This is a genomic window from Pseudomonas nabeulensis (assembly GCF_004682045.1).
Lineage (GTDB): Bacteria > Pseudomonadota > Gammaproteobacteria > Pseudomonadales > Pseudomonadaceae > Aquipseudomonas > Aquipseudomonas nabeulensis.
Map to the genome: position 1 here is coordinate 1 of NZ_QUZT01000081.1, position 20,738 is coordinate 20,738.

Genomic DNA, 20,738 nt, shown 5'->3' on the forward strand with positions numbered 1-20,738 from the left:
GAAAGCCGCTCATTTGCTGTTTCCTTAACTGACAGGCATTAGGGCAAGCCCCCTCCCACATTAAGTTCCCATTCTGCCCTAGAGATCTCTAGCGCTTGAGTTTGCGCTTGTTGCGATATTGGTCGATCACCACCGCCACCACGATGATCAGGCCCTTGATGATGTCCTGGATATACGCATCCACGCCGACGAAGGTAAACCCGCTGGCCATCACGCCGAGGATCAGCGCACCGATCACCGTGCCGGTAATGCGCCCTACCCCGCCCGCCAGGCTGGTGCCGCCGATCACGGCGGCGGCAATCGCATCCAGCTCATAGGACATGCCCATGCCGGCCTGGCCAGTGGCGGCACGTGCCGAGGCCACTACGCCGGCCAACCCTGCGAGCAAGCCCGCGATGCTGTAGACGATGATCAGGTGGCGCTTGACGTTGATCCCCGAGGTGCGCGCCGCCTGCATATTGCCGCCGATGGCGTAGGTGTACTTACCGTACTTGGTATAGCGCAGGGCGATATGGAAGATCACCGCCACCACCAGAAAGATAATCACCGGCATCGCGCCATGGCCGATGGCCGTGTACGAATCCGAGAGCATGCTCACCGGCTGGCCTTCGGTGTAATAACGCGCCAGGCCACGGGCCGAGACCATCATGCCGAGGGTGGCAATGAACGGCGGGATACCGGTGACGGCGATAATGCTGCCGTTGATCGCCCCCGCCAGCAGCCCTACACCCAGCCCCATCGCCACCGGGATCCACACAGGCAAGTCGGTGAGACTCGGGAACACCGCCCGGGAAAAGTCAGAGGTTTGCGCCAAACTCGCGGCGATCATCGCCGACAGCGCCAGCACCGAGCCCGACGACAAGTCGATGCCCGTGGTGATAATCACCTGGGTCACACCGATGGCCAGCAAGCCGATGATCGACACTTGCAGAATCATCAGCACCAAGCGCTGGGAGTTCATCAAGAAGCTCTGGTCGCGCACGATCCAGCCGAACAGCTCAAACACCAGACCGATGCCAATCAACACCAGGAAGATGCTTAACTCGGTTGGCATGCGTCGGCGGGTTTTGGTTGGCGCCACGGCCGGTTTGTTATCGGTTATTGCGTTCATAGCCCATCACCTTTTTTTATTCTGTACGTCAGTGAACTGCCGTCATACCGGAAGCCAACTGCATGACTTTTTCCTGGGTCGCTTCATCGCGGTCCAGGGTGCCCATCAATTCGCCTTCGTGCATCACCATCACCCGATCGCTCATGCCCAGCACTTCGGGCAGCTCCGAGGAAATCATGATCACCGCCATGCCTTCGCTGGCGAGGAAGGAAATCAAGCGATAAATCTCGGCTTTCGCGCCGACGTCGATGCCACGGGTCGGCTCATCGAGAATCAGCAGGCGCGGGTTGGTCATCAGCCAGCGCGCCAGCAGGGCTTTCTGCTGGTTGCCGCCGGACAAGGTGTCGATGCACTGCTCAAGGGACGGGGTTTTTACCCGCAGCTTCTTGCACATGTCCTCGCACAATGCGCGCAGGGCTTTCTGCTGGATAAAGCCATTGCCGGTGTAGTGCGGCAGCACGGCCATTTCCATGTTTTCCAGTACCGACAGGCAGGGGAACAGGCCGCTGAGCTTGCGGTCCTCGGTGAGCAGAGCAAAGCCTTTCTCGATGGCCATGTGCGGGTCGGTGATACGCAGCGCTTTGCCGTCGAGGGTCAACTGGCCGCTGCTGCTAGGGGTGATGCCGAAAATCGTTTCGGCCACATTGGTGCGGCCCGAGCCCATCAACCCGGCGATGCCGAGGATCTCGCCAGCGTGCAGGTCGAACGACACATCCTTGAACACACCGTCCAGGGTCAGGTCGCGCACCGACAACAGTAGGTCGCCGATAGGTGTCTCGCGCACTGGGAACAACTGGCTCAGCTCACGCCCCACCATCATCGAGATCAGGCTGTCGCTGTTCATGCTGTCGGCGCGTTGCAGACCGATGTAGTGACCGTCGCGAAACACCGCCACTTCATCGGCAATGGCGAACACTTCATTCATTTTATGGGTGATGTAGACGATGCCTTTGCCCTGGGATTTCAGGTCGGCAATGATCGAAAACAGGTGCGCCACTTCCTTGTCGGTAATGGCCGAGGTCGGTTCATCCATGATCAGGATGTCGGAGTCGTAGGACACGGCCTTGGCAATCTCGACCATCTGCCGCTCGGCGATGCTCAGGTTGCCCACGTGTTCCTCGGGGTCCAGGTTGATGCGCAGGCGTTCGAGCAACTCGGCGGTGGCGCGGTGCATCTCGCGGTGGTTGACCATGTGCAGGCTGTTGAGCTGCTCGCGGCCGATCCAGATGTTCTCGGCGATGCTCATATGGGGCATCAGGTTGAGCTCCTGGTGGATCATCGCGATCCCGGCCTTCTGGGCCGCCAGGGGGGTTTCAAACACAATGGGCTTGCCGCGCAGGCGGATTTCACCAGCGTCGGGCTGGTAGATGCCGGCGATGATCTTCATCAACGTCGACTTGCCCGCACCGTTCTCGCCCATCAGCGCCAGCACGGAGCCGGGGCGTACCCGCAGTTGCACATCGGCCAGGGCCACGACGCCGGGAAAGCCTTTGCTGATATTGGTGATTTCCAACAGGTAGGGTTCTTCCAACTCGATAGGCTGGAGACCGGGAGGCTGCGAGACAGTGGCTTGAGCAAGCATAGGGAGGTACTCCATCTGCAGGGCGGCGCAAGCCGCCCTGCCGGCTTATTGTTGTTATTTAAAGTCTTTGACGTTGTCCGGGGTGATCAGTTGGAACGGGATGACGATGTTCTGTTCGGTCGGCTCGTTCTTCGCCAACTTCTGCGCCGCTTCCACCGCGCCAACCCCCTGGCCCTTGGCGTCCTGGAACACCGACAGGGTCATGACGCCCTTTTCAATCGCATTCAAGCCATCGCGCGTGCCGTCCACACCGGCAATCAACACGCTGCCCGGCTTGCTCCCGGCGGACTTGAGGGCCATTGCCGCGCCAATCGCCATTTCATCGTTGTTGGACAGCACCGCCTGGAATTCGCGGCCCTGGGTCAGCCAGTCATTGGTCAGGGTCATGCCACGGTCACGCAACCAGAGGCCGGTCTGCTCCTGTTCGATCTTGATGTCAGGGTACTTGGTCAGCACTTCCTTGACGCCCTTGGTGCGATTGGTGGTGGAGTTGTTCGCCAGATCGCCCAGCAGGATCACGATATTGCCTTTGCCGCCCATTTTCTCAGCGATGTACTGCATTTGCAGGCGACCGGCCTCTTCGTCATCGGAGGTCACCGCAGCCACACCTTTGGGCAAGTCTTTCTGGTCTGGCCGGCGGTTGACGTAGACCAGTGGAATACCGGCCTCGGTCGCGGCCTTGCTGATGCGGGCCGTGGAGGCGGTGTCCACTGGCGTGACGATAATCGCATCGACCTTCTGGCTGATGAAACTCTCGACCTGGCTCAGTTGCTTGACCACATCGGTGCGGGCGTCTTCGAACTGCAACTGCACACCGTCGCCCTTGGGCAGCGTCTTGACGTACTGCTCCATGTAGCCGCGGACGCTGGTGAGGTAATTGTCATCGAAACTTGAAAAGGTCACGCCAACCTTCAGGTCGGCCGCCATGGCAGCACCACTGGCCAACAGCATGGACAAGGCCAGGGCGGTAAAACGGATCGGGGTCTTCATGAACGGTCTGTCTCCACTTTTCTTGTTGGTTTTGTTGGACGTTGCGTTTTTCAGCGGTCGGCGGGCAGTCGTACGACCGGTGCACCGGGAATGCAGCAGACCAGCGCGCCTTTGTTTTCGACGCACAGCACATTAAGGAAGGAGAAGTAGAACGGCCGGGTGCGGCGCGTCTGGGCGGGGCGTAAAACTCGCAGTACAGCGTTGAAGATTTTCATCTGACGGTACCTGGTTGTTTTCGATCTTGTTTTTGTTTGAGCCGTGCGGGTCGAGCCCGAACGTACTTTATTGCAACCTGGAAAAGACTTTATTGGAAAATAATTTCCATATCAACCTGTTTTAGAATTTTATTCTATTTTTATTGAAACCACCTGCTGGCGCTCGGCGCTCAGGCGTGCGGCGTCCAATATACGCGTGGTGTGTAGCGCGTCCTGAGCGTCCACTGGCAACGCGCCCTGCCCTTGCACGGCCACGTGCAATTGTTGATAGAACTGGGTCCAACAGCCTTTTTCCGAGGGCACGCGTTCGCGTTCCTCGCCTTGCTCGAACCAGCCCCAGCGTCGATGCTCCTCGGCGCCCCAGTGCTCGCCCTCGGTTTTCGGTGACTTGCCGGCCATCAATGCGTCTTCCTGGCCATCGAGGCCGTCGACGGTGTAACAGCCCAAGGTGCCACTGACGCGAAAGCGCGGTGCCTGGCTGTTCTGCAACGCGCTGCCCCAGAGGTGGGAAATCACGCCGTTGGCGTGGGTCAGCGAGACAAAGAAGCCATGGTCGAGGGTGGGAAATTCGGGACTGAACTGCAATTGCGCGAATACCCGATCCACTGGGCCAAACAGTTGCAGCGCCTGGTCCACCAGATGGCTGCCCAAGTCCCGCAGCCACCCGCCGCCACTGGCATTGCCCACCGCCTCTGGCGTGTAGCGCTCCACACGGGATTCAAACCGGGTGATGGTGCCCAGGGCGCCGGCGTCGATAAGTTTGCGCAGGGTCAGGTAATCCGAGTCCCAGCGCCGGTTCTGGTAGACCGTAAGCTGCGAGCCCTGGCGTTCGGCGGCGGTAATCAGCGCCTGGGCCTGCTCGGCATTGGCGGCGAAGGGTTTGTCGCTGACCACGGCAACGCCGTGTTCGATCGCTTCCAGCACCAGGGCCGGGCGGCCCTTGAGGGTGGTGGAGATAACCAGCGCGTCGACGCCGGCTTCGACGATCTGGCCGATGGAGTCGAAGGCTTTTACGCCGGGATGGTCGGTGTTCAATTGCTGGCGGCGCTCGGCGGAGCGTGTGACAACGCCGACAAAGGTGGCGCCTTGCAGCGTGGCAATCAGCGGCGCATGAAAGTGGCGCCCTCCGTGGCCGTAGCCGACTAGTCCGATTCTCATATTCAACTCCCAATTTAAACTGGAAACCCAATCAAATGTGGGAGGGGGCTTGCCCCCGATAGCGGTGTGCCAGATAAAAATTTATTGCCTGACACACTGCAATCGGGGGCAAGCCCCCTCCCACACTGACTGCATTTCAACGTGGAATTGTGGTCAGCCGTAGAAGCGCGGACGCTCCGGCAAGCTCACCTTCACAATCTGCTCGCTGTTCTGCGCTTCGATACAAGCATCCGCTGCAACGGCCGCCGCAAACCCGTCCCATGCCGACGGCCCACCGACTTGCCCGGCACGCACGCTGTCGATAAACGCCTGCAGCTCCACGTCATAGGCACCGATAAACCGATCCTTCCAATCCATCAGAATCGCATTCGACAGCTTGGCGCCACTGCGCATTTGCACCTGGGACGGTTCCGGCAGCTTGGCGATGCCGGTCTCCCCCACCACTTCGCACTGGATGTCGTAGCCGTATTGGCAGTTCACAAACACTTCCACATCGATACGCGTGCCCTTGGCGGTTTCCAGCAGCACGATCTGTGGGTCACGCAGATGGGCCAACGCCTTGCTCGATTTGCGCGGGAACACCACTTGCACCGACACGTAGTCGTCGTTGAGCAACCAGCGCAACACGTCCAGCTCGTGGATCAGGGTGTCGGTAATGGCCATGTCGGTCTTGTAGTTCTCACCCACTGTCGGGTTGCGGTGCGCGCAATGCAGCATCAGCGGCTCACCAATCTGCCCGCTGTCGATCACGGCCTTGAGCGCACGATAACCTTCGTCATACGGGCGCATGAAACCGACTTGCACCAGACGCTTGCCGTAGGCCACTTCGGCGTCGACGATCTTGCGGCAGCCTTCGGCGGTGACCGCCAGGGGTTTTTCGCAGAACACCGGTTTGCCGGCGGCGATGGCGGCGAGCACAAATTCTTCGTGGCTCGGCCCCCAGGACGTGACCAGCACCGCTTCAACCTGCGGCGAGTTGATCAGCGCGTGGCCGTCGGCATACACCTCGGCACTGATCGTCAAATCAGCCACCACCTTGGCGGCCTGCTCCAGATTGATGTCGGTCACCGCCACCACTTCACTATTGAGCAACGTCTGGCTGCAACGACGGATATGGTCCCGGCCAATGGCGCCCGTACCGATGACTCCAAGCTTCAACGACATACAAAACCCTCTTGTTATTAGTACTGCCGGGCTTTCGCCAGCTGTTCATTGAGTTTTTTTGCAGCGGCATTCGTGCGTTCGCTGGTGGACACCTGCGCCACGCCCACCCGCCACCACGACAGATAGCCGTGGATCATGGTCTTGGGCAGCACCTTGATATCGATCAGCGTCGAAACCGTTTGGGTACGCGCATCGGCCAGCGCCGCTTGCAGTTGCTCCACCGTGCTGACCTTGTAGGTCTTGCAGCCGTAGGCCGCCGCGCTCATGGCGAAGTCCACCGGCACCAGGCCACCGTCGAGCTTGCCGCTCTCCGGGTTGCGGTAGCGGAACTCGGTGCCGAAGCTGTCCATGCCGTTGCCGATCTGCAAGTTGTTGATGCAACCGAAAGCCATGTTGTCCAGCAGCACCACGTTGATCTTGCGGCGCTCCTGGATCGAGGTGGCCAGTTCCGAGTGCAGCATCATGTAGGAACCGTCGCCGACCAGGGCATAGACCTCTTTGCTCGGTTCGGCGAGCTTCACCCCCAGGGCGGCGTTGATCTCGTAGCCCATGCACGAATAGCCGTACTCGACGTGGTAAGTGTTCACGCCCTTGCTGCGCCAGGCGCGTTGCAAGTCACCGGGCAGGCTGCCGGCGGCGGCGACGATGATCGCGTCGTCGGCCAGGGTTTCGTTGAGTACGCCGAGTACACGGCTCTGGGTCAGGCAGGAACCGGTCAGCTCGATAAATTCGCGCAGTACGCCGCGGTCCAGAAGGTCATCGACCTCGGGCACAAAGCCGTCGCCGTCGTATTCCACCTGGTGCACACGGTCGACCTCGGCCTCCAGTTGCGCCTTGGCGTCACGCACTTGCCCGCCCCAGCCGGAGCGGTAATCACCCAGGGCGTCGGCCAGCGCGTCGATGGCCACTTGAGCGTCGCCCAGCACTTGCACGGCGTCGAGTTTCAACACGTCGGCAGGGCTGATATTCAGGTTGAGAAACTTCACCTGCGGGTGCTTGAACAGCGACTTGGATGAGGTGGTGAAGTCGGTATAACGGGTGCCGATGCCAATGATCAGGTCAGCCTCTGGTGCCAGCAGGTTGGCCGCCAGGCAGCCGGTTTCGCCGATGCCGCCGATATTCAATGGGTGGCTGGAGACCACTGCACTTTTACCCGCCTGGGTTTCGGCGAAGGGAATGTCGAAACGCTCGGCAAACGCCTGCAACGCCGCATTCGCACCGGAGTACTTGACCCCGCCCCCGCAGATGATCAACGGCTTGCGCTTGCCCTGAAACGCGGCCAGTGCATCGCCAATCATGGCGCGGGTGGCCGGGCGACGGTCGATACGGTGCACGCGTTTTTGCAGGAAATAGTCGGGATAGTCCCAGGCTTCGGCCTGCACATCCTGAGGCAGCGCCAAGGTGACCGCGCCGGTTTCAGCAGGGTCCGTCAGCACGCGCATGGCGTGGATCGCGGCGGTCATCAACTGCTCGGGGCGGTTGATGCGGTCCCAATATTTGCTCACCGAACGGAACGCATCGTTGGTGCTGATGCTCAGGTCGTGGAACTGCTCGATCTGTTGCAGCACTGGGTCCGGCTGGCGACTGGCGTAGACATCGCCGGGCAAGAGCAACAAGGGGATACGGTTGGCGGTGGCGGTCGCAGCGGCCGTCAGCATATTGGCGGCGCCAGGGCCCACCGAAGCCGTGCACGCGTAGATCTTGCGGCGCAGGTGTTGCTTGGCGAAACCGATGGCGGCGTGGGCCATGCCCTGTTCGTTGCGACCCTGGTGCACCACCAGATCGCCGGCGTCCTGCTCCAGCGCCTGGCCCAGGCCCAGCACGTTGCCGTGGCCAAAAATGGTGAAGACACCGGCGACAAACTTGCTCTCTACGCCGTCGACTTCGATGTATTGGTTGTCCAGGAACTTCACCAGGGCCTGGGCCATGGTCAGTCGGGTTGTGGTCATGTCGCGCCCCTTAAAGGTCCAGTAGCCAGCTGTGCTGCGGGTCGTTATGGAAATGCCAGGCGCGCTTGGGGCCGGCCATCACGTTCAAATAGTAGGACTCGTAGCCATACGGCACGCTGACCGGGTGATAGCCCTTGGGCACCACCACCAGGTCGCTGTTTTCCACGGCCATGGCCTGGTCGATGCTGCGATCGTCGGTGTACACGCGCTGGAACACGAAGCCCTGGGGCGGGTTGATCTGGTGGTAGTAGGTTTCTTCCAGAAAGCTCTGGTGCGGCAGGTCGTCGGTGTCGTGCTTGTGCGGCGGGTAGCTGGACGAATGCCCGGACGGCGTGCGTACTTCCACCACCAGCAGCGAATGGGCCGGCTCGGTGTCCGGCAGGATGTCGCAGACATAACGGGTGTTGGCGCCCTTGCCGCGCACACTGCGCTTGCAGTTTTCCGGGCGGATCAAGCGTGGCTCGTAGCCTGCGGTGCCAGGGGCGGCGCACACGGCGATCTGCACATCGCTGAGCGCAGTCACCTGGGCGACCGTGCTGGGTGGCAAGTACGCGGCAAACGGTGATTTATCCTCGAATACCGACTGGCGATCACCGAGGTTCTGCCAGTTGAAACCCTCGCCTTCGATATTCACCCGGCCACTGAGCAGCACCAGGCAGAGTTCCTTGTCACCCGCGCTGACCGGCAGGGTCTCCCCCAGGCTCAGGCGGTAGGCTTTGAAGCCGACGTACTCCAGTCGCCCGTCTTCCAGGGCGACCATGGTTTGCCCGCGTGTATTGCTCTTGACCAACAGGCTCATGCTTTAGTCCTCTCGGTCAGCAGTGCACGCAGGGTGTCATAGCCCTTTTTCGCATACACGTAGCTCGGCGCCACGGCCGGGTCCTGCTCGGCTTCCACCACCAGCCAGCCTGCGTATTTCGCGGCCAACAGCACGTCGAGTAATTCGGCAAAGTCGATATCGCCATCGCCGGGCACGGTAAAGGTGCCGTTGACGATGCAGTCGGGAAAGCTCCACATCTGGTTGCGCGCCAGTTGCACCACCGGTTTGCGCACGTCCTTGAAGTGCACGTGACAGACGCGGTCGATGTGTTTTTTCAGTACTTCAAGGGGTTCGCCGCCGCCCATGTAGCAGTGGCCCGAATCGAACAGCAGGCCGACTTCCGGGCCGGTGCGCTGCATCAGTTGGTCGATGTCTTCCGGGGATTCGACGTAGGCGCCCATATGGTGGTGGTACGCCAGGCGCACGCCTTGGGACAGGGTGAAACGCGCCAGTTCGGTGAGCTTGTCGGCGTATTCCTGCCACGCCTTTTCGCTGTGGAAACGTGGACGCTCGATCAGGCGGATGCGCGAACCCTGGATGGCGTCGGCGACTTCGCCGTACACCAGCACGCTGGCGCCGTTTTGCTTGAGCAGCTCGACGTGGCCGGCGATGGCCTCGATTTCTTCGGCCACCGAGCGTCGTGCCAGGCGGCTCGAGTACCAGCCGGAGACCAGCGCCAGGTCATAGGGACGCAAGACGTCGCCGACGCCCTTGGCGTCCTTGGGGAACTTGCCGTTGAGTTCAAACCCTTCGTAGCCGATTTCCTTGCCTTCGCTGAGGGCGGTGCTCAGGGGCGTTTCACCGCCCAGGGCCGGCAGGTCGTCGTTGCTCCAGGAAATCGGGTTGATGCCAATTCGGATTGCGGGCATGGCTGCACCTTTTATTGTTTTCAGCTAACACTGATATCTGCTTTATGTGGGAGGTGGCTTGTCCCCTCCCACATTTGACCGGTTTTATGTTCTAGAGCTGCGCCAGGCATTAATGAGCTGTTCGAACGTCGCCTGCACCTGCTGGATCAACGTCTCATCATCAATCTCCCCCGCCAGCCACGCACGGCTTGGCTCCTGGAAGATCGTGCGGCCCACCGCAAAGCCACGACAGGTAGTGCTCTGGCTGGCTTGCTGGAAGCCATCGGCGAGAAATTCGGCCGACGCATTCAGCCCCAACAACACCACGCCACGGCAGTACGGATCGCGCTCCTGGATCAGCTCGTCGAGCTTTTTCCAATCCTCGGCCGGTTGTGCCTCGATCTTCCACCACGCCGGGTAAATGCCCAGGTTGTACAGGCGCTTGAGGCTGCGATACAGCACATCCGGGTAAGTGGACGGGTGATCCTTGGGCGGGATGACTTCCAGCAGCAGCTCATGACCGCTGATCAGGGAGGCGTCGTACACCGCCTTGAGCTGGGCTTCCTGTTCCAGGCGCAGCAGTGGCTCGTCGTCCGGGTGGAATTGCACCAGGCACTTGATGATTTGCTCCTGCGGCCAGGCGATCAGGTTGCTGCCAATCGAGCGACCGTGTTCGAACGCCAACGGGCGTGAGTTCTGCACTTCCACCGGGCGGGCGATCCACCAGCCGCGACCGCTGGCAGCGTTGAGGGCATCCTGGCCGAAGCGTTGGTCGGCCAGCAGGCCCACATCGGCAGCGATGCCTTGCTCAGCGAGTTTTTTCTCGACGCGTTCGATGGCCTGGATAAACAGTTGCTTGGCCGCGCTGATGCGCGTGGTGTCCTGGCCGCCGCGTTGGGCCAGGTCCACCAATTGCCAGCGGTGGTCGAAGGCAAAGATGAACAGTTGCTTCCACTGCTTGCGCGGCACCGACACGCGGTGCAGGCGTTGCAGGGTCACATCCTGGTCCGGCCGGGTGATCGGCACTGGGCTGTTGAACAGGTATTCCAGTTCGGCCGGTGTGGGCATGGCCGGCGCGCACGCGTGGCGCGAGACCACCAGGCCGCCACAGGCATTGGCCAATTGGCTGCAACGCTCATCGCTGGCGTCGTTGATCCAGCCACTGAGGAAGCCCGACATAAAGGCATCGCCCGCACCCAGCACGTTGAGTACTTCTACCCGTACGCCAGGGTAAATCGCACCGTCTTCCAGGCGGGCTGGGATGGCGCCGTGAATCACTGTGCAACCCTGCGGGCCGAGCTTGACCACCAGAGTCGCCGGTGTCAGTTCACGGACTTTACGCAGGGCGGTGAGCAGGTCTTCACTGCCGCCGGCAATCAGGAATTCTTCTTCGGTGCCGACGATCAGGTCGAAGCGCGGCAGGATCTTCTGCACATGCGCACTGACATTCTGATCGGCAACAAACCGGGTTTCACCGTCAGCCTTGCCCGCCAGGCCCCACAGCACCGGGCGGTAGTCGATATCCAGCACGCGCTTCACATTGTGCTTGGCCGCGTAGTCCAGCGCCTGGATGCTGGCCTTGTACACGCTGTCGGTGGAGAAATGCGTGCCAGTGATCAGCAGTGCCTTGCTGGAGGCAATAAAGGCTTCGCTGATGTCTTCGGCGCGCAGGGCCATGTCGGCGCAGTTTTCGCGGTAGAACACCAGGGGGAAGGTTTCGCGGTCCTTGAGGCCCAGCAGCACCAGGGCGGTGAGGCGTTCAGGGTCGACCTTGATCCCGCTGACATCGCAGCCTTCACGGGCCAGGGATTCCACCAGGAAGCGACCCATATGGTCGTCCCCTACCCGGCTCAACATCGCCGACTTGAGCCCAAGCCGTGCAGTGCCGAAGGCGATATTGGCGGAGGAACCGCCGAGGTACTTGGCGAAGCTGGACACGTCCTCAAGCCGCGCACCCACTTGCTGCGCATAGAGGTCGACGCCCAGGCGCCCGAGGCAAATCAGATCCAATTGACGCCCACTGGCAAAACGAGTCTGGCCCATGCTGGCTCCTGTTATTTTTATCAGCCTGCGTTGTTCCGCCGTGGGGGCGGTAAACGCTCTTGGTGGGTGCAGACTAGAACGTCCGGCGACGGCAATCAATATTTATTCCATATTTATTTTTTGTGGAATATTTTTTCCAATACGTCAGCATAGGGGCACACCAGCCACCGTGCATCGTTTCAGCAAGCCACGCGGGCCGTGATGCCGGGGTATTTTTTTGCGCCTACCCTGTAGACTTGCGCCACCCATCAGCGCAACAGACGAACAAGACAGAAGGATTGCCCATGCCCGAGACCCCTTCACAAGACGCTCTCGCCAGCCCCCCGATCAATGCCGAGCGCCTGTTGCAGCTGATTACCGAGGAATACGAAAGCCTGCCGCGCCAGCTCAAGCGCATCGCCAGCTACATGAGCCAGCAGAGCGACCGCATCATGGTCGACCGCATCAGCGACATTGCCCGTGAATGCGAAGTGCACCCCTCGGCCATCGTGCGCTTCTCCCAGCGCTTTGGCTTCAGCGGGTTCAGTGAAATGCAGGCGCTGTTTCGCGAGGCGTATACCCACAAGACCACGCCGGTGCAGAACTACCAGCAACGCATCCGCAGCATGATCGCCAACAAGTCGCAAAAGGCCAGTGGCGGCGACCTGGCCCGCGAGTGCGTAAATGCGACCCTGTCCGGCATCGAGCGCCTGGGGCTTGAGTTGGACGACGCGATGTTCGAGAAAGCCGTCGACCTGGTGGTGAACGCCGACAATATCTACGTGGTCGGCGTGCGCCGTTCCTTCGCGGTGGCCGACTACCTGGTCTACAACCTGCAGCACACCAACAAGCGCATCCACCTCATCTCCGGCCTGGGCGGCAGCTACCGCGAGCAGATGCGCAGCGTGCGCGCCAATGACCTGGTGATCGCCATCAGCTTCACGCCCTACGGCAAAGAGACCCAGCACTGCCTGCGCATTGCCCAACATCACCAGGCCAAGACCCTGATCATCACCGACAGCAACCTGTCACCGCTGGCCAAGCGGGCGAATGCGGTGTTGCTGGTGAACGAGGGCTCGTCGTTTGCCTTTCGTTCGTTGAGCGCCACGTTGTGTTTGTGCCAGGCGTTGTTTATTGCGGTGGCCTACAGGCTGGAGTTGAAAGTGGATGAGATCCACGAGCAAGTCGGGTTTGATGACTAACCCTTGCAGCGACGCAGATCAAATGTGGGAGGGGGCTTGCCCCCGATTGCGGCGGGTCAGATACAGGTTTATTGGCTGACACACTGCAATCGGGGGCAAGCCCCCTCCCACATTTTGAATAGCGCACGACCGTGAAAACGGATTTGTGCCAAGGTCAGCGCGGTATAGCCGATGATCACCGCCGGCGGCAACGCCACCCCATGGCAGAACTTGCCCAACGCTTGCAGCGTCAGCCCAACAGCGGCAGCGCGTTCGCAAAACCCGGTTTCATCGGTCCCCGCCGGCAACCACAATACAAAGTGCAAACCACCCTGCTCACCGCTGACCGGGCAACCCGGCAGGCAGGCGAGCAACGCATCACGCCGCGCCTGATACGCCTGGCGTGACGCCCGCAAATGCCGCACAAACGCACCGTTGCGCAAAAACTCCACCAACCCCAACTGATCCGTAACCCCCACCGAGTGTCCGGTCAGTTGCAACGTGCGCAACAGCGACCGGCGCAGCACCTTGGGCACCACCATGAAACCCACACGCAAACCGGGGAACAGGTTCTTGTTGAAACTGCCGCAGTAGATCACCCGGTCGGCGTTATCCAGGGACTTGAGCGCCGCCAACGGCGCGGTGTTGTAGTTGTATTCACTGTCGTAGTCATCCTCGACCACCCAGGCCTCGGCGCGGGCGGCCCAGTCCAGCAGCGCCAGACGACGCGAGACTGACAGCGTCATGCCCAGCGGCGCCTGGTGCGCCGGAGTGACGTAGGCCAGGCGCGCAGTAGTCGGAAGTTGGGCGGTATCGAGACCTTCGGCAGTGACGGAGATCGCGTGGATATGCGCACCTGCCAGATTGAACAGACGGCGCGCCGGAGCGTATCCAGGGTCTTCCACACAGGCGGTGTCGCCCGGATTGATCAGGGTATGTGCGATCAGATTGAGAGCATGACGAATACCCGTGGTGATGATGACCTCATCCGCCTCGCACCGCATACCCCGATAGCTGCGCAGGTAATCGGCAATCTGCTCGCGCAAATCCGGCAGGCCCGCGGGATGGTTCGCTTCCAGAACACCTGGCCCCACGGCCAGCAGTCCGCGGGAAATGCAGCGCGCCCAGGCTTTAAGGTCAAACAGGCTGGCGTCCGGCCGCCGTGCCACGAAGGGCACATGACTTTGCACACCGGCAGACGACCGGTCTGGTTCCACCGCACGCCGCGCCGTAACCGTGGCCACCGGCGCGGCGATGAATTGCTCAGGGATGACTGCACACACCCGTGTGCCGGAACCCGCCACACGCTGCACATAACCTTCACTGTGCAGGCGGTCGAACGCTGCTTCCAGCGTGCCACGGGACACCGACCAGCGCTCGGCCAGGCTGCGGGTGGATGGCAAGCGACTGCCCGCCGGTAACTGCCGATTGAGAATGGCGGCGCGCAACGCTTCATAGGCGCCTTGCTGTTTGCCCGCGTCCAGGCTGTCGGGACGCGGCAGGTCCAGGGCGGATGAGGCTTTTCCTCGGCTCATAGTGGTCCAGTCAAATTAGGCTTAAATGGCCCTCAGGATTAAACCACAACGCCGCTAGAGTTCGAGCCCTACCCCTTGCGAAGAAACGTCCCATGACTCAACGCGCCCTTTCCACCGGGTTCTGGCTGGTGCTGCTGACCCTGCTGATCGCCCTGCCGCGCATCACCCTGGACATGCACCTGCCCGCCCTGCCGGCCATGGCCGACGACTTCCATAGCAGCGACAGCCAACTGCAACTGACCCTCACGCTGTACACCCTCGGCTCGGCGATATCCCTGCTGGTGGCCGGTCCGCTCACCGACCGCTTCGGCCGGCGCCCGGTGTTGCTGGCCGGGCTGTTGCTGTATGTCGTGGCAACGGTGGCCTGCGCCCTGGCCGACAGCCTCTTGATGCTGATCATCGCCCGTCTGATCCAGGCCCTGGGTGGTTGCTGCACCACGGTGATTGGCCGGGTGATCGTGCGCGACTACTTCGACCGTCACGAACAGGCACGCTTGCTGGGGTTGATCTCCATGGCCATGGCCGTGTCGCCGATGGCCGCGCCGGTGCTGGGCAGCCTGATGTTGCCGCTCATCAACTGGCGCGGGTTGTTTGGGGTGCTCGGTGTGATCGGCGCCGGGCTTTATCTGGTGGTGTATCGCCGCCTGCCTGAAACCCGCCCGCCGCAAGCGGCTGACGCGCCACCGAGCCATTTGCTGCGCCTCTACGGGCAACTGCTGCGGGACCGGTATTTCCTGCGCTATTCCTTGGCAATCGGATGCGTGTACAGCACGTACTTTCCGTTTATCGCTGAATCATCGGCCTTGTTGCAGCGCGGCTTTCATCTCTCGGCGACGACCTACGCACTGGTGTTCGCCGCGACCATCAGCGGCTATATGCTCGGCGCCAACCTGTTTCGTCGCTTGGTACTGCGCTTTGAGCCGGACCGGTTGATTGCAGGTGCCACAGGGCTGAATGTGCTGGGCAGCCTGGTTCTTGCAGCCGCTACCGTCGCGCTGCCGAGTGTATGGCTGGCAATTGTGCTGCCGATGGTGGTGATCATGGTGTCAGTGGGAATGGTGATTCCGGCGTGTCAGCTGGCGGTGTTGCAGCCGTATGGCGCGATAGCGGGCACGGCGTCGGGGTTGTTCTTTTTTACCCAGATGTTTTTGACGGCGGTGAGTAGTTGGGCGACGGGGCTGTTGTCGGATGGGACGTCTGGACCTTTGGTGATCATGACCGCAGTAGCGACTGCGCTGCTAGTGACCAGTTGGCTGGCACTCCACAAAACCCAATGTGGGAGCGAGCCCGCTCCCACATTTTGAGCCGAGTCCGGCTTAGGTTTAGTGCATGAAAATGGCAATCAGGATGATGACCGGGATAGGCACACCGAGGAAGAAAAGCAGTATTGAGCGCATGGTGTTCTCCTTGAATTAACGGACGAAGTGTTCGGTTTCGACATACACCACCGCATCCCGACGACGACCGCCGTAGGTTGCAGCGAAGCTGGCAAAGAACGCGCCGATCAGCAGGGCGATAAAGGTCCACAGCGCGGTATAGGCGGCGACCTTCGCAGCTGTGTCGGCAGCTTGTTTGGCTTTGAGCTTGGCGTCTTCCACCGCTTTACGGGCATCGCCGTAGACCTTGTCGATACGCGCCTCGGCGTCGGCCTGGCTGAGGTTGGTACGTTGGCTGATCAACTGGGCCAGGTAGGCGCGGTCCTCAGGTGCCAGTTGGCCGTCGTTGCTCAAGGTACGGGCGAAAATACGCGCGACCACACCGTGGGCCGCGTCATCGCTGACGGCAACCGGGCGGTCATCGCGGAACAGGCTGTCGACGTAGTAGCCAAAATCGTCGCCCTTCACACCTTGAGCGGCACTGCCGACGGCTTGAGCTGCGCCCGAAGCCACGCTGGCGCCGGCCTGCACGCCGCCACCGACCACGCTGCTCACCGAACCCACCACCAGCATCGCTGTGACCAGAGTGGCTACCGCCCAGGCAAGGAAGCCGTGGGCCGTGTCGCGAAAATACACCTCATCGCCATGCATATTGGCCCACTTCACCCGCAACCGACCGGCGATGTAACCGCCCAGGCCCGACGCGACGATCTGGGTAAACGCCAGCCAGATAATCGTGGAAATGCCAAGTCCTTTGGCGCTGACGCCGCTGTCGGCCCACGGCGACACCGCTGAAAAGCCCAGGCCGACGCCCAGCAGTACCAAAATCAGGGACAACGCAGCCGCCGCAGCGGCCCCGGCAAAAATCGCCCCCCAGGAAACCCCGGAGAGCGTGCTCGACTCTTGCAGCGTGGATGAGGATGTGATCATTGTTGTTTTGCTCCCGGCAGGAAAAATGGTGTTACATGTCTCGGAAGGGACAGTGCAGGCACCATGCCAGTCGCCATGAAACTAAATAGCTAGCAATTTCAACAGGTTAGGTAATTTGAACTTCCCAAGACCATGCAACTTGCAAGAAAGGGGCAGCCCGAGCGGGCGTTATGCAACCTCTCACATTGACCGATGACAGCCCAACGAAAACCTGTTGGTTTCGCCAACATGAAGTTTAATTTAGGAAGCATTCAGGCATTTCTTGGCAAAATGCCCCCACTTTCAGTGTGAATCGCTCACCAGGTAATCCTATGACCCGTATTTTGACCATCGAGGATGACGCCGTTACAGCCCGCGAGATCGTCGCCGAGCTGAGTAGCCATGGACTGGACGTGGATTGGGTAGACAACGGCCGCGAAGGCCTGGTCCGCGCCGTCAGCGGCGATTACGACCTGATCACCCTCGACCGCATGCTCCCCGAACTGGATGGCCTGGCCATCGTCACCACCTTGCGCACTATTGGCGTCTCCACGCCGATCCTGATGATCAGCGCCCTCTCCGACGTCGACGAGCGCGTACGCGGCCTGCGCGCCGGCGGTGATGACTACCTCACCAAGCCCTTCGCCTCCGATGAAATGGCCGCCCGCGTCGAAGTGCTGCTGCGCCGCAAAAGCACGGTCAAGGAGTTCGAAACCGCCCTGCGCGTGGCCGACCTGGAGCTGAACCTGATCAGCCGCGAAGCCAGCCGGGCGGAACAACCCCTGAGCCTGCTGCCCACCGAATACAAACTGCTGGAATTCCTGATGCGCAACACCGGGCAGATCCTGTCGCGGATGATGATCTTCGAGGAAGTCTGGGGTTACCACTTCGACCCCGGCACCAACCTGATTGACGTGCACATCGGCCGTCTGCGCAAGAAAATCGATCCACCGGGCCTCACGCCGCTGATCCGCACGGTACGAGGTTCCGGCTATGTCATTGCTGAACCCCTCTAAGGGCTGGCGCTCTTCCAGCAGTCGCTTGCTGGCGTTGTACAGTTCGTTGTTCGTGGCATGGAGCTGCATCCTGATGGGGGTGTTGTACTTCGAGGTGTCCGGTTACCTCGGCGATCTGTCGCGCCACTCGTTGATGCAGCGCCAGCACCTGTTCCAGCGCTTTGACGGTGAGGAACTGGTGGAAGCCCTGACCACCAGCATGACCTTCGACATGAAAGGCGTGGACGCCTACGGCCTGTTCGATGAACAGTTCAAGCCGCTGAGCGGGCCGATCCGTGCGATCCCGCCAGACCTGCCGCTGGACGGCAAGATCCACGCGCTGGCCAATTGCGTCGACTCCGACGACCCCAAGTTACCCAAGGACAGCTGCGACGCCGTCGCCACCCACACCGACGACGGGCGCTGGCTGGTGCTGGTGCGCGCCAACGGTTCGCTGTTTGGCGTGACCCGCATCATCTGGCATGCGCTGTTGTGGGCACTGTCGTTGACTATCATCCCCGGCGCCGCCGGCTGGCATTTGCTGCGTCGCCGCCCGTTACGGCGGATTCGCGGAATCCAGGCCAGTGCCGAAGCCATCGTCGCCGGCGACCTCACCCATCGCTTGCCGCTGTCGAACCGGCGCGATGAACTGGACATGCTCGCGGCCATCGTCAACGCCATGCTCGACCGTATCGAGAAGCTGATGAACGAGGTCAAGGGTGTATGCGACAACATCGCCCACGACCTGCGTACACCGCTGACCCGCCTTCGGGCGCAGTTGTACCGCATCAAGCAAGAGGCGGAACACGACTCGGGCTACGCGGTAAAACTCGATGATGCGATTGCAGAAACCGACACCCTGATGGCGCGCTTTCGCGGCCTGTTGCGCATCTCGGAACTGGAAGACCACCAACGCCGCTCGGGCTTTTTGGTGATGGACCCGTTGCCGTTATTGCGTGAACTGCATGACTTCTACCTGCCACTGGCCGAAGAAGGCGAATTGCAGCTGGTACTGGAAACACCAGAATCCTTGCCGTGGATCACCGGTGACCGTGCCCTGCTGTTCGAAGCCCTGGCGAACTTGCTGAGCAACTCGATCAAGTTTTCCCCGCCGGGTGGCGAGGTGATCCTCCGGGCGGTGAATGATGCTGGCAGTACGCGCATCGAAGTGCATGACTCCGGGCCTGGCATACCGATTGCCGAACGCAACGCGGTGTTCCAACGCTTCTATCGCGTGGATGAAAGCGACCAGCAAGGAGGGTTTGGGTTGGGCCTGTCGATTGTGGCGGCGATCATCAACCTGCATGGGTTCAAGTTGGACGTGGGGACCAGCGAGCGCGGGGGGGCGCGGTTAGTCCTGGAGTGCCGACAGCAGCTGATGCCCGAAGCCTGAAGTCTCAAGCCAATGAGGTCCAAATGTGGGAGGGGGCTTGCCCCCGATTGCAGTGTGTCAGTCAAAACTTTTGTGACTGATGTACCGCTATCGGGGGCAAGCCCCCTCCCACATTCGAAGTGCACAGCCTGCGAGGGGTGGGTTAGAAATTAGCCCGCAGCGCCTCTACCCCACCGCTGTAGACGCCGGCAAACAATTCTTCCACCGCCTCATCCGTCACGCCCGCCACCGGGGTGAACACACCGGACCAGGTCACCTTCGCCGACGAATCCGTCAGTGCCTCAACCTGCAACGTCGCCAGGTAGGCACTCACCGGAAACGGCGATTCCTCAATGGTGTAGCTGTAAGTGCGCGCCACGTTATCAAACGTCTGCAACCGCTCCACCACCACGCCACCATCGGCGGTGGCCAGGTGACGTACGCGACCGCCTTCGCTTGGCTCGCTCTTGACGATCAACGGCAACCATTTGGGCAGGTCATTGAAGCCGCCTACCAATTGCCAGACCTGATCGGCCGAGGCCGGGATTTCAATGACTGCGGATGCTTTGGGCACGACAAGACTCCTGAATGCTAGAAAACAATCGGCCCACTATGCACGCCTGGCCAGCCGCGTGGCAATGCCGGTGGAGTTGACGAACAGTGCGATGCCGATAAACACCAGCGCGATCGCGACGCCCTGCCCACTGCCCAACCGTTCGTCAAAAAACAGGTACGCCGTGAGCAACCCGGATACCGGCACCATCAAAGACAACGGTGCAACCAGCGAAGCCGGATATTTCTTCATCAGGTTGTTCCAGATCCGGTAGCCCACGATGGTCGTGACATAGCACTGGAACACAATCGAAAACCCCGCCCCCCAGGTAAAGTCCGCGACCAGGTTCCGCAACGGTGCAGCCCCTTCGAACCAGTACGTCATCAGCAGCAATACCGGAATGGAAAACAGGCTGGACCAGACGATAAAGGCCACCATGTCCTCGGGTTGCTTGACCTTGATGATCAGGTTGCACAACGACCACGACAGCGCGGCCAGCAATACCAACAGTATCCCGAGGCTGGTCGAGACCTCATCCGTCAGTTGCAGGATGATCAGCAAGCCAATCGCGCAAAACACCATGCCCGCCCCTTGAATTCGGTTGATCGGCTCATTAAGGAACCATCGGCTCATCAAGATGGTGAAAAAAGCGCTGAACTGTAGGAACACCGAGGCCATTCCAGGCGATAGCCCGTGGTACATGGCGACGTTCACCACCCCCCACAGCCCGGCGCCGAACAACACGCCATAGGTCATCAGCGTGGCGTACGAAACGCCTGGCGGGCGCTTGATGAAAAAGACCAGGGGCACTGCGCAGAAGGTAAAGCGCAACAACGTCAACACAAACGGGTTGAGGGATTGGAGGCCCAGGCCGATCACCGAGAAGTTGGCGCCCCAGATGATCGTCACCGCCAGCCCTGCGCACAAATCCATTTTGCTCAATCGCATGCCGCCCTCC

At 60.9% G+C, this 20,738-nt stretch carries 18 protein-coding genes; 4 read left to right on the top strand and 14 right to left on the bottom strand.

Features of this window, described 5'->3' with window-relative positions:
• Nucleotides 1-88 precede the first annotated feature (88 nt).
• The 10 genes from DYL61_RS27675 to DYL61_RS27715 form a co-directional block, all read right to left on the bottom strand.
• Nucleotides 89-1,111 carry an ABC transporter permease gene (locus tag DYL61_RS27675; protein WP_105698059.1) on the bottom strand — a complete coding sequence of 341 codons (1,023 nt, stop codon included), beginning with the start codon at nucleotides 1,109-1,111 and terminating at the stop codon, nucleotides 89-91.
• Nucleotides 1,112-1,139: 28 nt separating this feature from the next.
• Complete coding sequence (locus DYL61_RS27680; protein ID WP_135310991.1) at nucleotides 1,140-2,693, bottom strand: sugar ABC transporter ATP-binding protein; 1,554 nt, start codon at nucleotides 2,691-2,693, stop codon at nucleotides 1,140-1,142.
• 54 nt (nucleotides 2,694-2,747) lie between these two features.
• Nucleotides 2,748-3,683, bottom strand: a complete 936-nt coding sequence (locus tag DYL61_RS27685; protein WP_135310992.1) for a sugar ABC transporter substrate-binding protein — start codon at nucleotides 3,681-3,683, stop codon at nucleotides 2,748-2,750.
• Nucleotides 3,684-3,733: 50 nt separating this feature from the next.
• Complete coding sequence (locus tag DYL61_RS31370; protein WP_167498004.1) at nucleotides 3,734-3,898, bottom strand: hypothetical protein; 165 nt, start codon at nucleotides 3,896-3,898, stop codon at nucleotides 3,734-3,736.
• Nucleotides 3,899-4,027: 129 nt separating this feature from the next.
• Nucleotides 4,028-5,056, bottom strand: coding sequence for a Gfo/Idh/MocA family protein (locus DYL61_RS27690; protein ID WP_135310993.1), 1,029 nt, complete (start codon nucleotides 5,054-5,056; stop codon nucleotides 4,028-4,030).
• A gap of 153 nt (nucleotides 5,057-5,209) precedes the next feature.
• A complete protein-coding gene (gene iolG / locus DYL61_RS27695) occupies nucleotides 5,210-6,220 on the bottom strand; it encodes a bifunctional inositol 2-dehydrogenase/D-chiro-inositol 1-dehydrogenase (protein ID WP_135310994.1) in 1,011 nt (336 codons plus the stop codon).
• A 17-nt stretch (nucleotides 6,221-6,237) separates the two neighbouring features.
• Nucleotides 6,238-8,169, bottom strand: coding sequence for a 3D-(3,5/4)-trihydroxycyclohexane-1,2-dione acylhydrolase (decyclizing) (gene iolD / locus DYL61_RS27700; RefSeq protein WP_135310995.1), 1,932 nt, complete (start codon nucleotides 8,167-8,169; stop codon nucleotides 6,238-6,240).
• A 10-nt stretch (nucleotides 8,170-8,179) separates the two neighbouring features.
• Nucleotides 8,180-8,968, bottom strand: a complete 789-nt coding sequence (gene iolB / locus DYL61_RS27705; RefSeq protein ID WP_135310996.1) for a 5-deoxy-glucuronate isomerase — start codon at nucleotides 8,966-8,968, stop codon at nucleotides 8,180-8,182.
• Nucleotides 8,965-9,858, bottom strand: coding sequence for a myo-inosose-2 dehydratase (gene iolE / locus DYL61_RS27710; protein ID WP_135310997.1), 894 nt, complete (start codon nucleotides 9,856-9,858; stop codon nucleotides 8,965-8,967). Before iolE ends, iolB begins: the two co-directional genes overlap by 4 nt.
• Nucleotides 9,859-9,942: 84 nt before the next feature.
• A complete protein-coding gene (locus DYL61_RS27715; protein WP_135310998.1) occupies nucleotides 9,943-11,880 on the bottom strand; it encodes a bifunctional 5-dehydro-2-deoxygluconokinase/5-dehydro-2-deoxyphosphogluconate aldolase in 1,938 nt (645 codons plus the stop codon).
• A 284-nt stretch (nucleotides 11,881-12,164) separates the two neighbouring features.
• Between DYL61_RS27715 and DYL61_RS27720 the strand changes: the two genes are divergently transcribed.
• Complete coding sequence (locus DYL61_RS27720; RefSeq protein ID WP_105698050.1) at nucleotides 12,165-13,061, top strand: MurR/RpiR family transcriptional regulator; 897 nt, start codon at nucleotides 12,165-12,167, stop codon at nucleotides 13,059-13,061.
• 68 nt (nucleotides 13,062-13,129) lie between these two features.
• On the opposite strand, the gene pdxR is transcribed toward DYL61_RS27720, so the two are convergent.
• The gene (gene pdxR, locus DYL61_RS27725) at nucleotides 13,130-14,575 is read right to left on the bottom strand and encodes a MocR-like pyridoxine biosynthesis transcription factor PdxR (RefSeq protein WP_135310999.1); all 1,446 of its coding nucleotides are present in this window, start codon (nucleotides 14,573-14,575) and stop codon (nucleotides 13,130-13,132) included.
• 92 nt (nucleotides 14,576-14,667) lie between these two features.
• Here pdxR and DYL61_RS27730 point away from each other — a divergent pair, with 92 nt between their 5' ends.
• The gene (locus DYL61_RS27730; RefSeq protein ID WP_135311000.1) at nucleotides 14,668-15,879 is read left to right on the top strand and encodes a multidrug effflux MFS transporter; all 1,212 of its coding nucleotides are present in this window, start codon (nucleotides 14,668-14,670) and stop codon (nucleotides 15,877-15,879) included.
• Between the two features lie 108 nt (nucleotides 15,880-15,987).
• Here DYL61_RS27730 and DYL61_RS27735 read toward each other — a convergent pair whose 3' ends face one another.
• On the bottom strand, nucleotides 15,988-16,881 hold the full coding sequence (locus tag DYL61_RS27735; protein ID WP_135311001.1) for a hypothetical protein: 894 nt from the start codon (nucleotides 16,879-16,881) through the stop codon (nucleotides 15,988-15,990).
• A gap of 311 nt (nucleotides 16,882-17,192) precedes the next feature.
• On the opposite strand from DYL61_RS27735, the gene DYL61_RS27740 reads away from it, so the two are divergent.
• Both DYL61_RS27740 and DYL61_RS27745 read left to right on the top strand, forming a co-directional pair.
• Nucleotides 17,193-17,876 (top strand): response regulator transcription factor, encoded by a 684-nt coding sequence (locus DYL61_RS27740; protein ID WP_003219726.1) that lies wholly within the window; start codon nucleotides 17,193-17,195, stop codon nucleotides 17,874-17,876.
• Nucleotides 17,854-19,248, top strand: a complete 1,395-nt coding sequence (locus tag DYL61_RS27745; protein WP_135311002.1) for a sensor histidine kinase — start codon at nucleotides 17,854-17,856, stop codon at nucleotides 19,246-19,248. Before DYL61_RS27740 ends, DYL61_RS27745 begins: the two co-directional genes overlap by 23 nt.
• 142 nt (nucleotides 19,249-19,390) lie before the next feature.
• Here the strand turns inward: DYL61_RS27745 and DYL61_RS27750 are convergent, their stop codons facing one another.
• On the bottom strand, nucleotides 19,391-19,801 hold the full coding sequence (locus DYL61_RS27750) for an SRPBCC family protein (RefSeq protein WP_135311003.1): 411 nt from the start codon (nucleotides 19,799-19,801) through the stop codon (nucleotides 19,391-19,393).
• 36 nt (nucleotides 19,802-19,837) lie between these two features.
• Nucleotides 19,838-20,728: an EamA family transporter gene (locus DYL61_RS27755; protein ID WP_135311004.1), complete on the bottom strand. Its 891-nt coding sequence runs from the start codon at nucleotides 20,726-20,728 to the stop codon at nucleotides 19,838-19,840.
• Nucleotides 20,729-20,738 lie beyond the last annotated feature (10 nt).

Excerpts from the sequence above, each read along its gene's own strand:
- iolD (WP_135310995.1), bottom strand. The coding sequence starts at position 8,169 with ATGACCACAACCCGACTGACCATGGCCCAGGCCCTGGTGAAGTTCCTG.
- DYL61_RS27730 (WP_135311000.1), top strand. The coding sequence starts at position 14,668 with ATGACTCAACGCGCCCTTTCCACCGGGTTCTGGCTGGTGCTGCTGACC.
- iolG (WP_135310994.1), bottom strand. The coding sequence starts at position 6,220 with ATGTCGTTGAAGCTTGGAGTCATCGGTACGGGCGCCATTGGCCGGGAC.
- DYL61_RS27755 (WP_135311004.1), bottom strand. The coding sequence starts at position 20,728 with ATGCGATTGAGCAAAATGGATTTGTGCGCAGGGCTGGCGGTGACGATC.
- DYL61_RS27680 (WP_135310991.1), bottom strand. The coding sequence starts at position 2,693 with ATGCTTGCTCAAGCCACTGTCTCGCAGCCTCCCGGTCTCCAGCCTATC.
- iolE (WP_135310997.1), bottom strand. The coding sequence starts at position 9,858 with ATGCCCGCAATCCGAATTGGCATCAACCCGATTTCCTGGAGCAACGAC.
- DYL61_RS27715 (WP_135310998.1), bottom strand. The coding sequence starts at position 11,880 with ATGGGCCAGACTCGTTTTGCCAGTGGGCGTCAATTGGATCTGATTTGC.
- pdxR (WP_135310999.1), bottom strand. The coding sequence starts at position 14,575 with ATGAGCCGAGGAAAAGCCTCATCCGCCCTGGACCTGCCGCGTCCCGAC.
- DYL61_RS27745 (WP_135311002.1), top strand. The coding sequence starts at position 17,854 with ATGTCATTGCTGAACCCCTCTAAGGGCTGGCGCTCTTCCAGCAGTCGC.
- DYL61_RS27720 (WP_105698050.1), top strand. The coding sequence starts at position 12,165 with ATGCCCGAGACCCCTTCACAAGACGCTCTCGCCAGCCCCCCGATCAAT.
- DYL61_RS27740 (WP_003219726.1), top strand. The coding sequence starts at position 17,193 with ATGACCCGTATTTTGACCATCGAGGATGACGCCGTTACAGCCCGCGAG.
- DYL61_RS27735 (WP_135311001.1), bottom strand. The coding sequence starts at position 16,881 with ATGATCACATCCTCATCCACGCTGCAAGAGTCGAGCACGCTCTCCGGG.
- DYL61_RS27690 (WP_135310993.1), bottom strand. The coding sequence starts at position 5,056 with ATGAGAATCGGACTAGTCGGCTACGGCCACGGAGGGCGCCACTTTCAT.
- DYL61_RS31370 (WP_167498004.1), bottom strand. The coding sequence starts at position 3,898 with ATGAAAATCTTCAACGCTGTACTGCGAGTTTTACGCCCCGCCCAGACG.
- DYL61_RS27675 (WP_105698059.1), bottom strand. The coding sequence starts at position 1,111 with ATGAACGCAATAACCGATAACAAACCGGCCGTGGCGCCAACCAAAACC.
- iolB (WP_135310996.1), bottom strand. The coding sequence starts at position 8,968 with ATGAGCCTGTTGGTCAAGAGCAATACACGCGGGCAAACCATGGTCGCC.
- DYL61_RS27685 (WP_135310992.1), bottom strand. The coding sequence starts at position 3,683 with ATGAAGACCCCGATCCGTTTTACCGCCCTGGCCTTGTCCATGCTGTTG.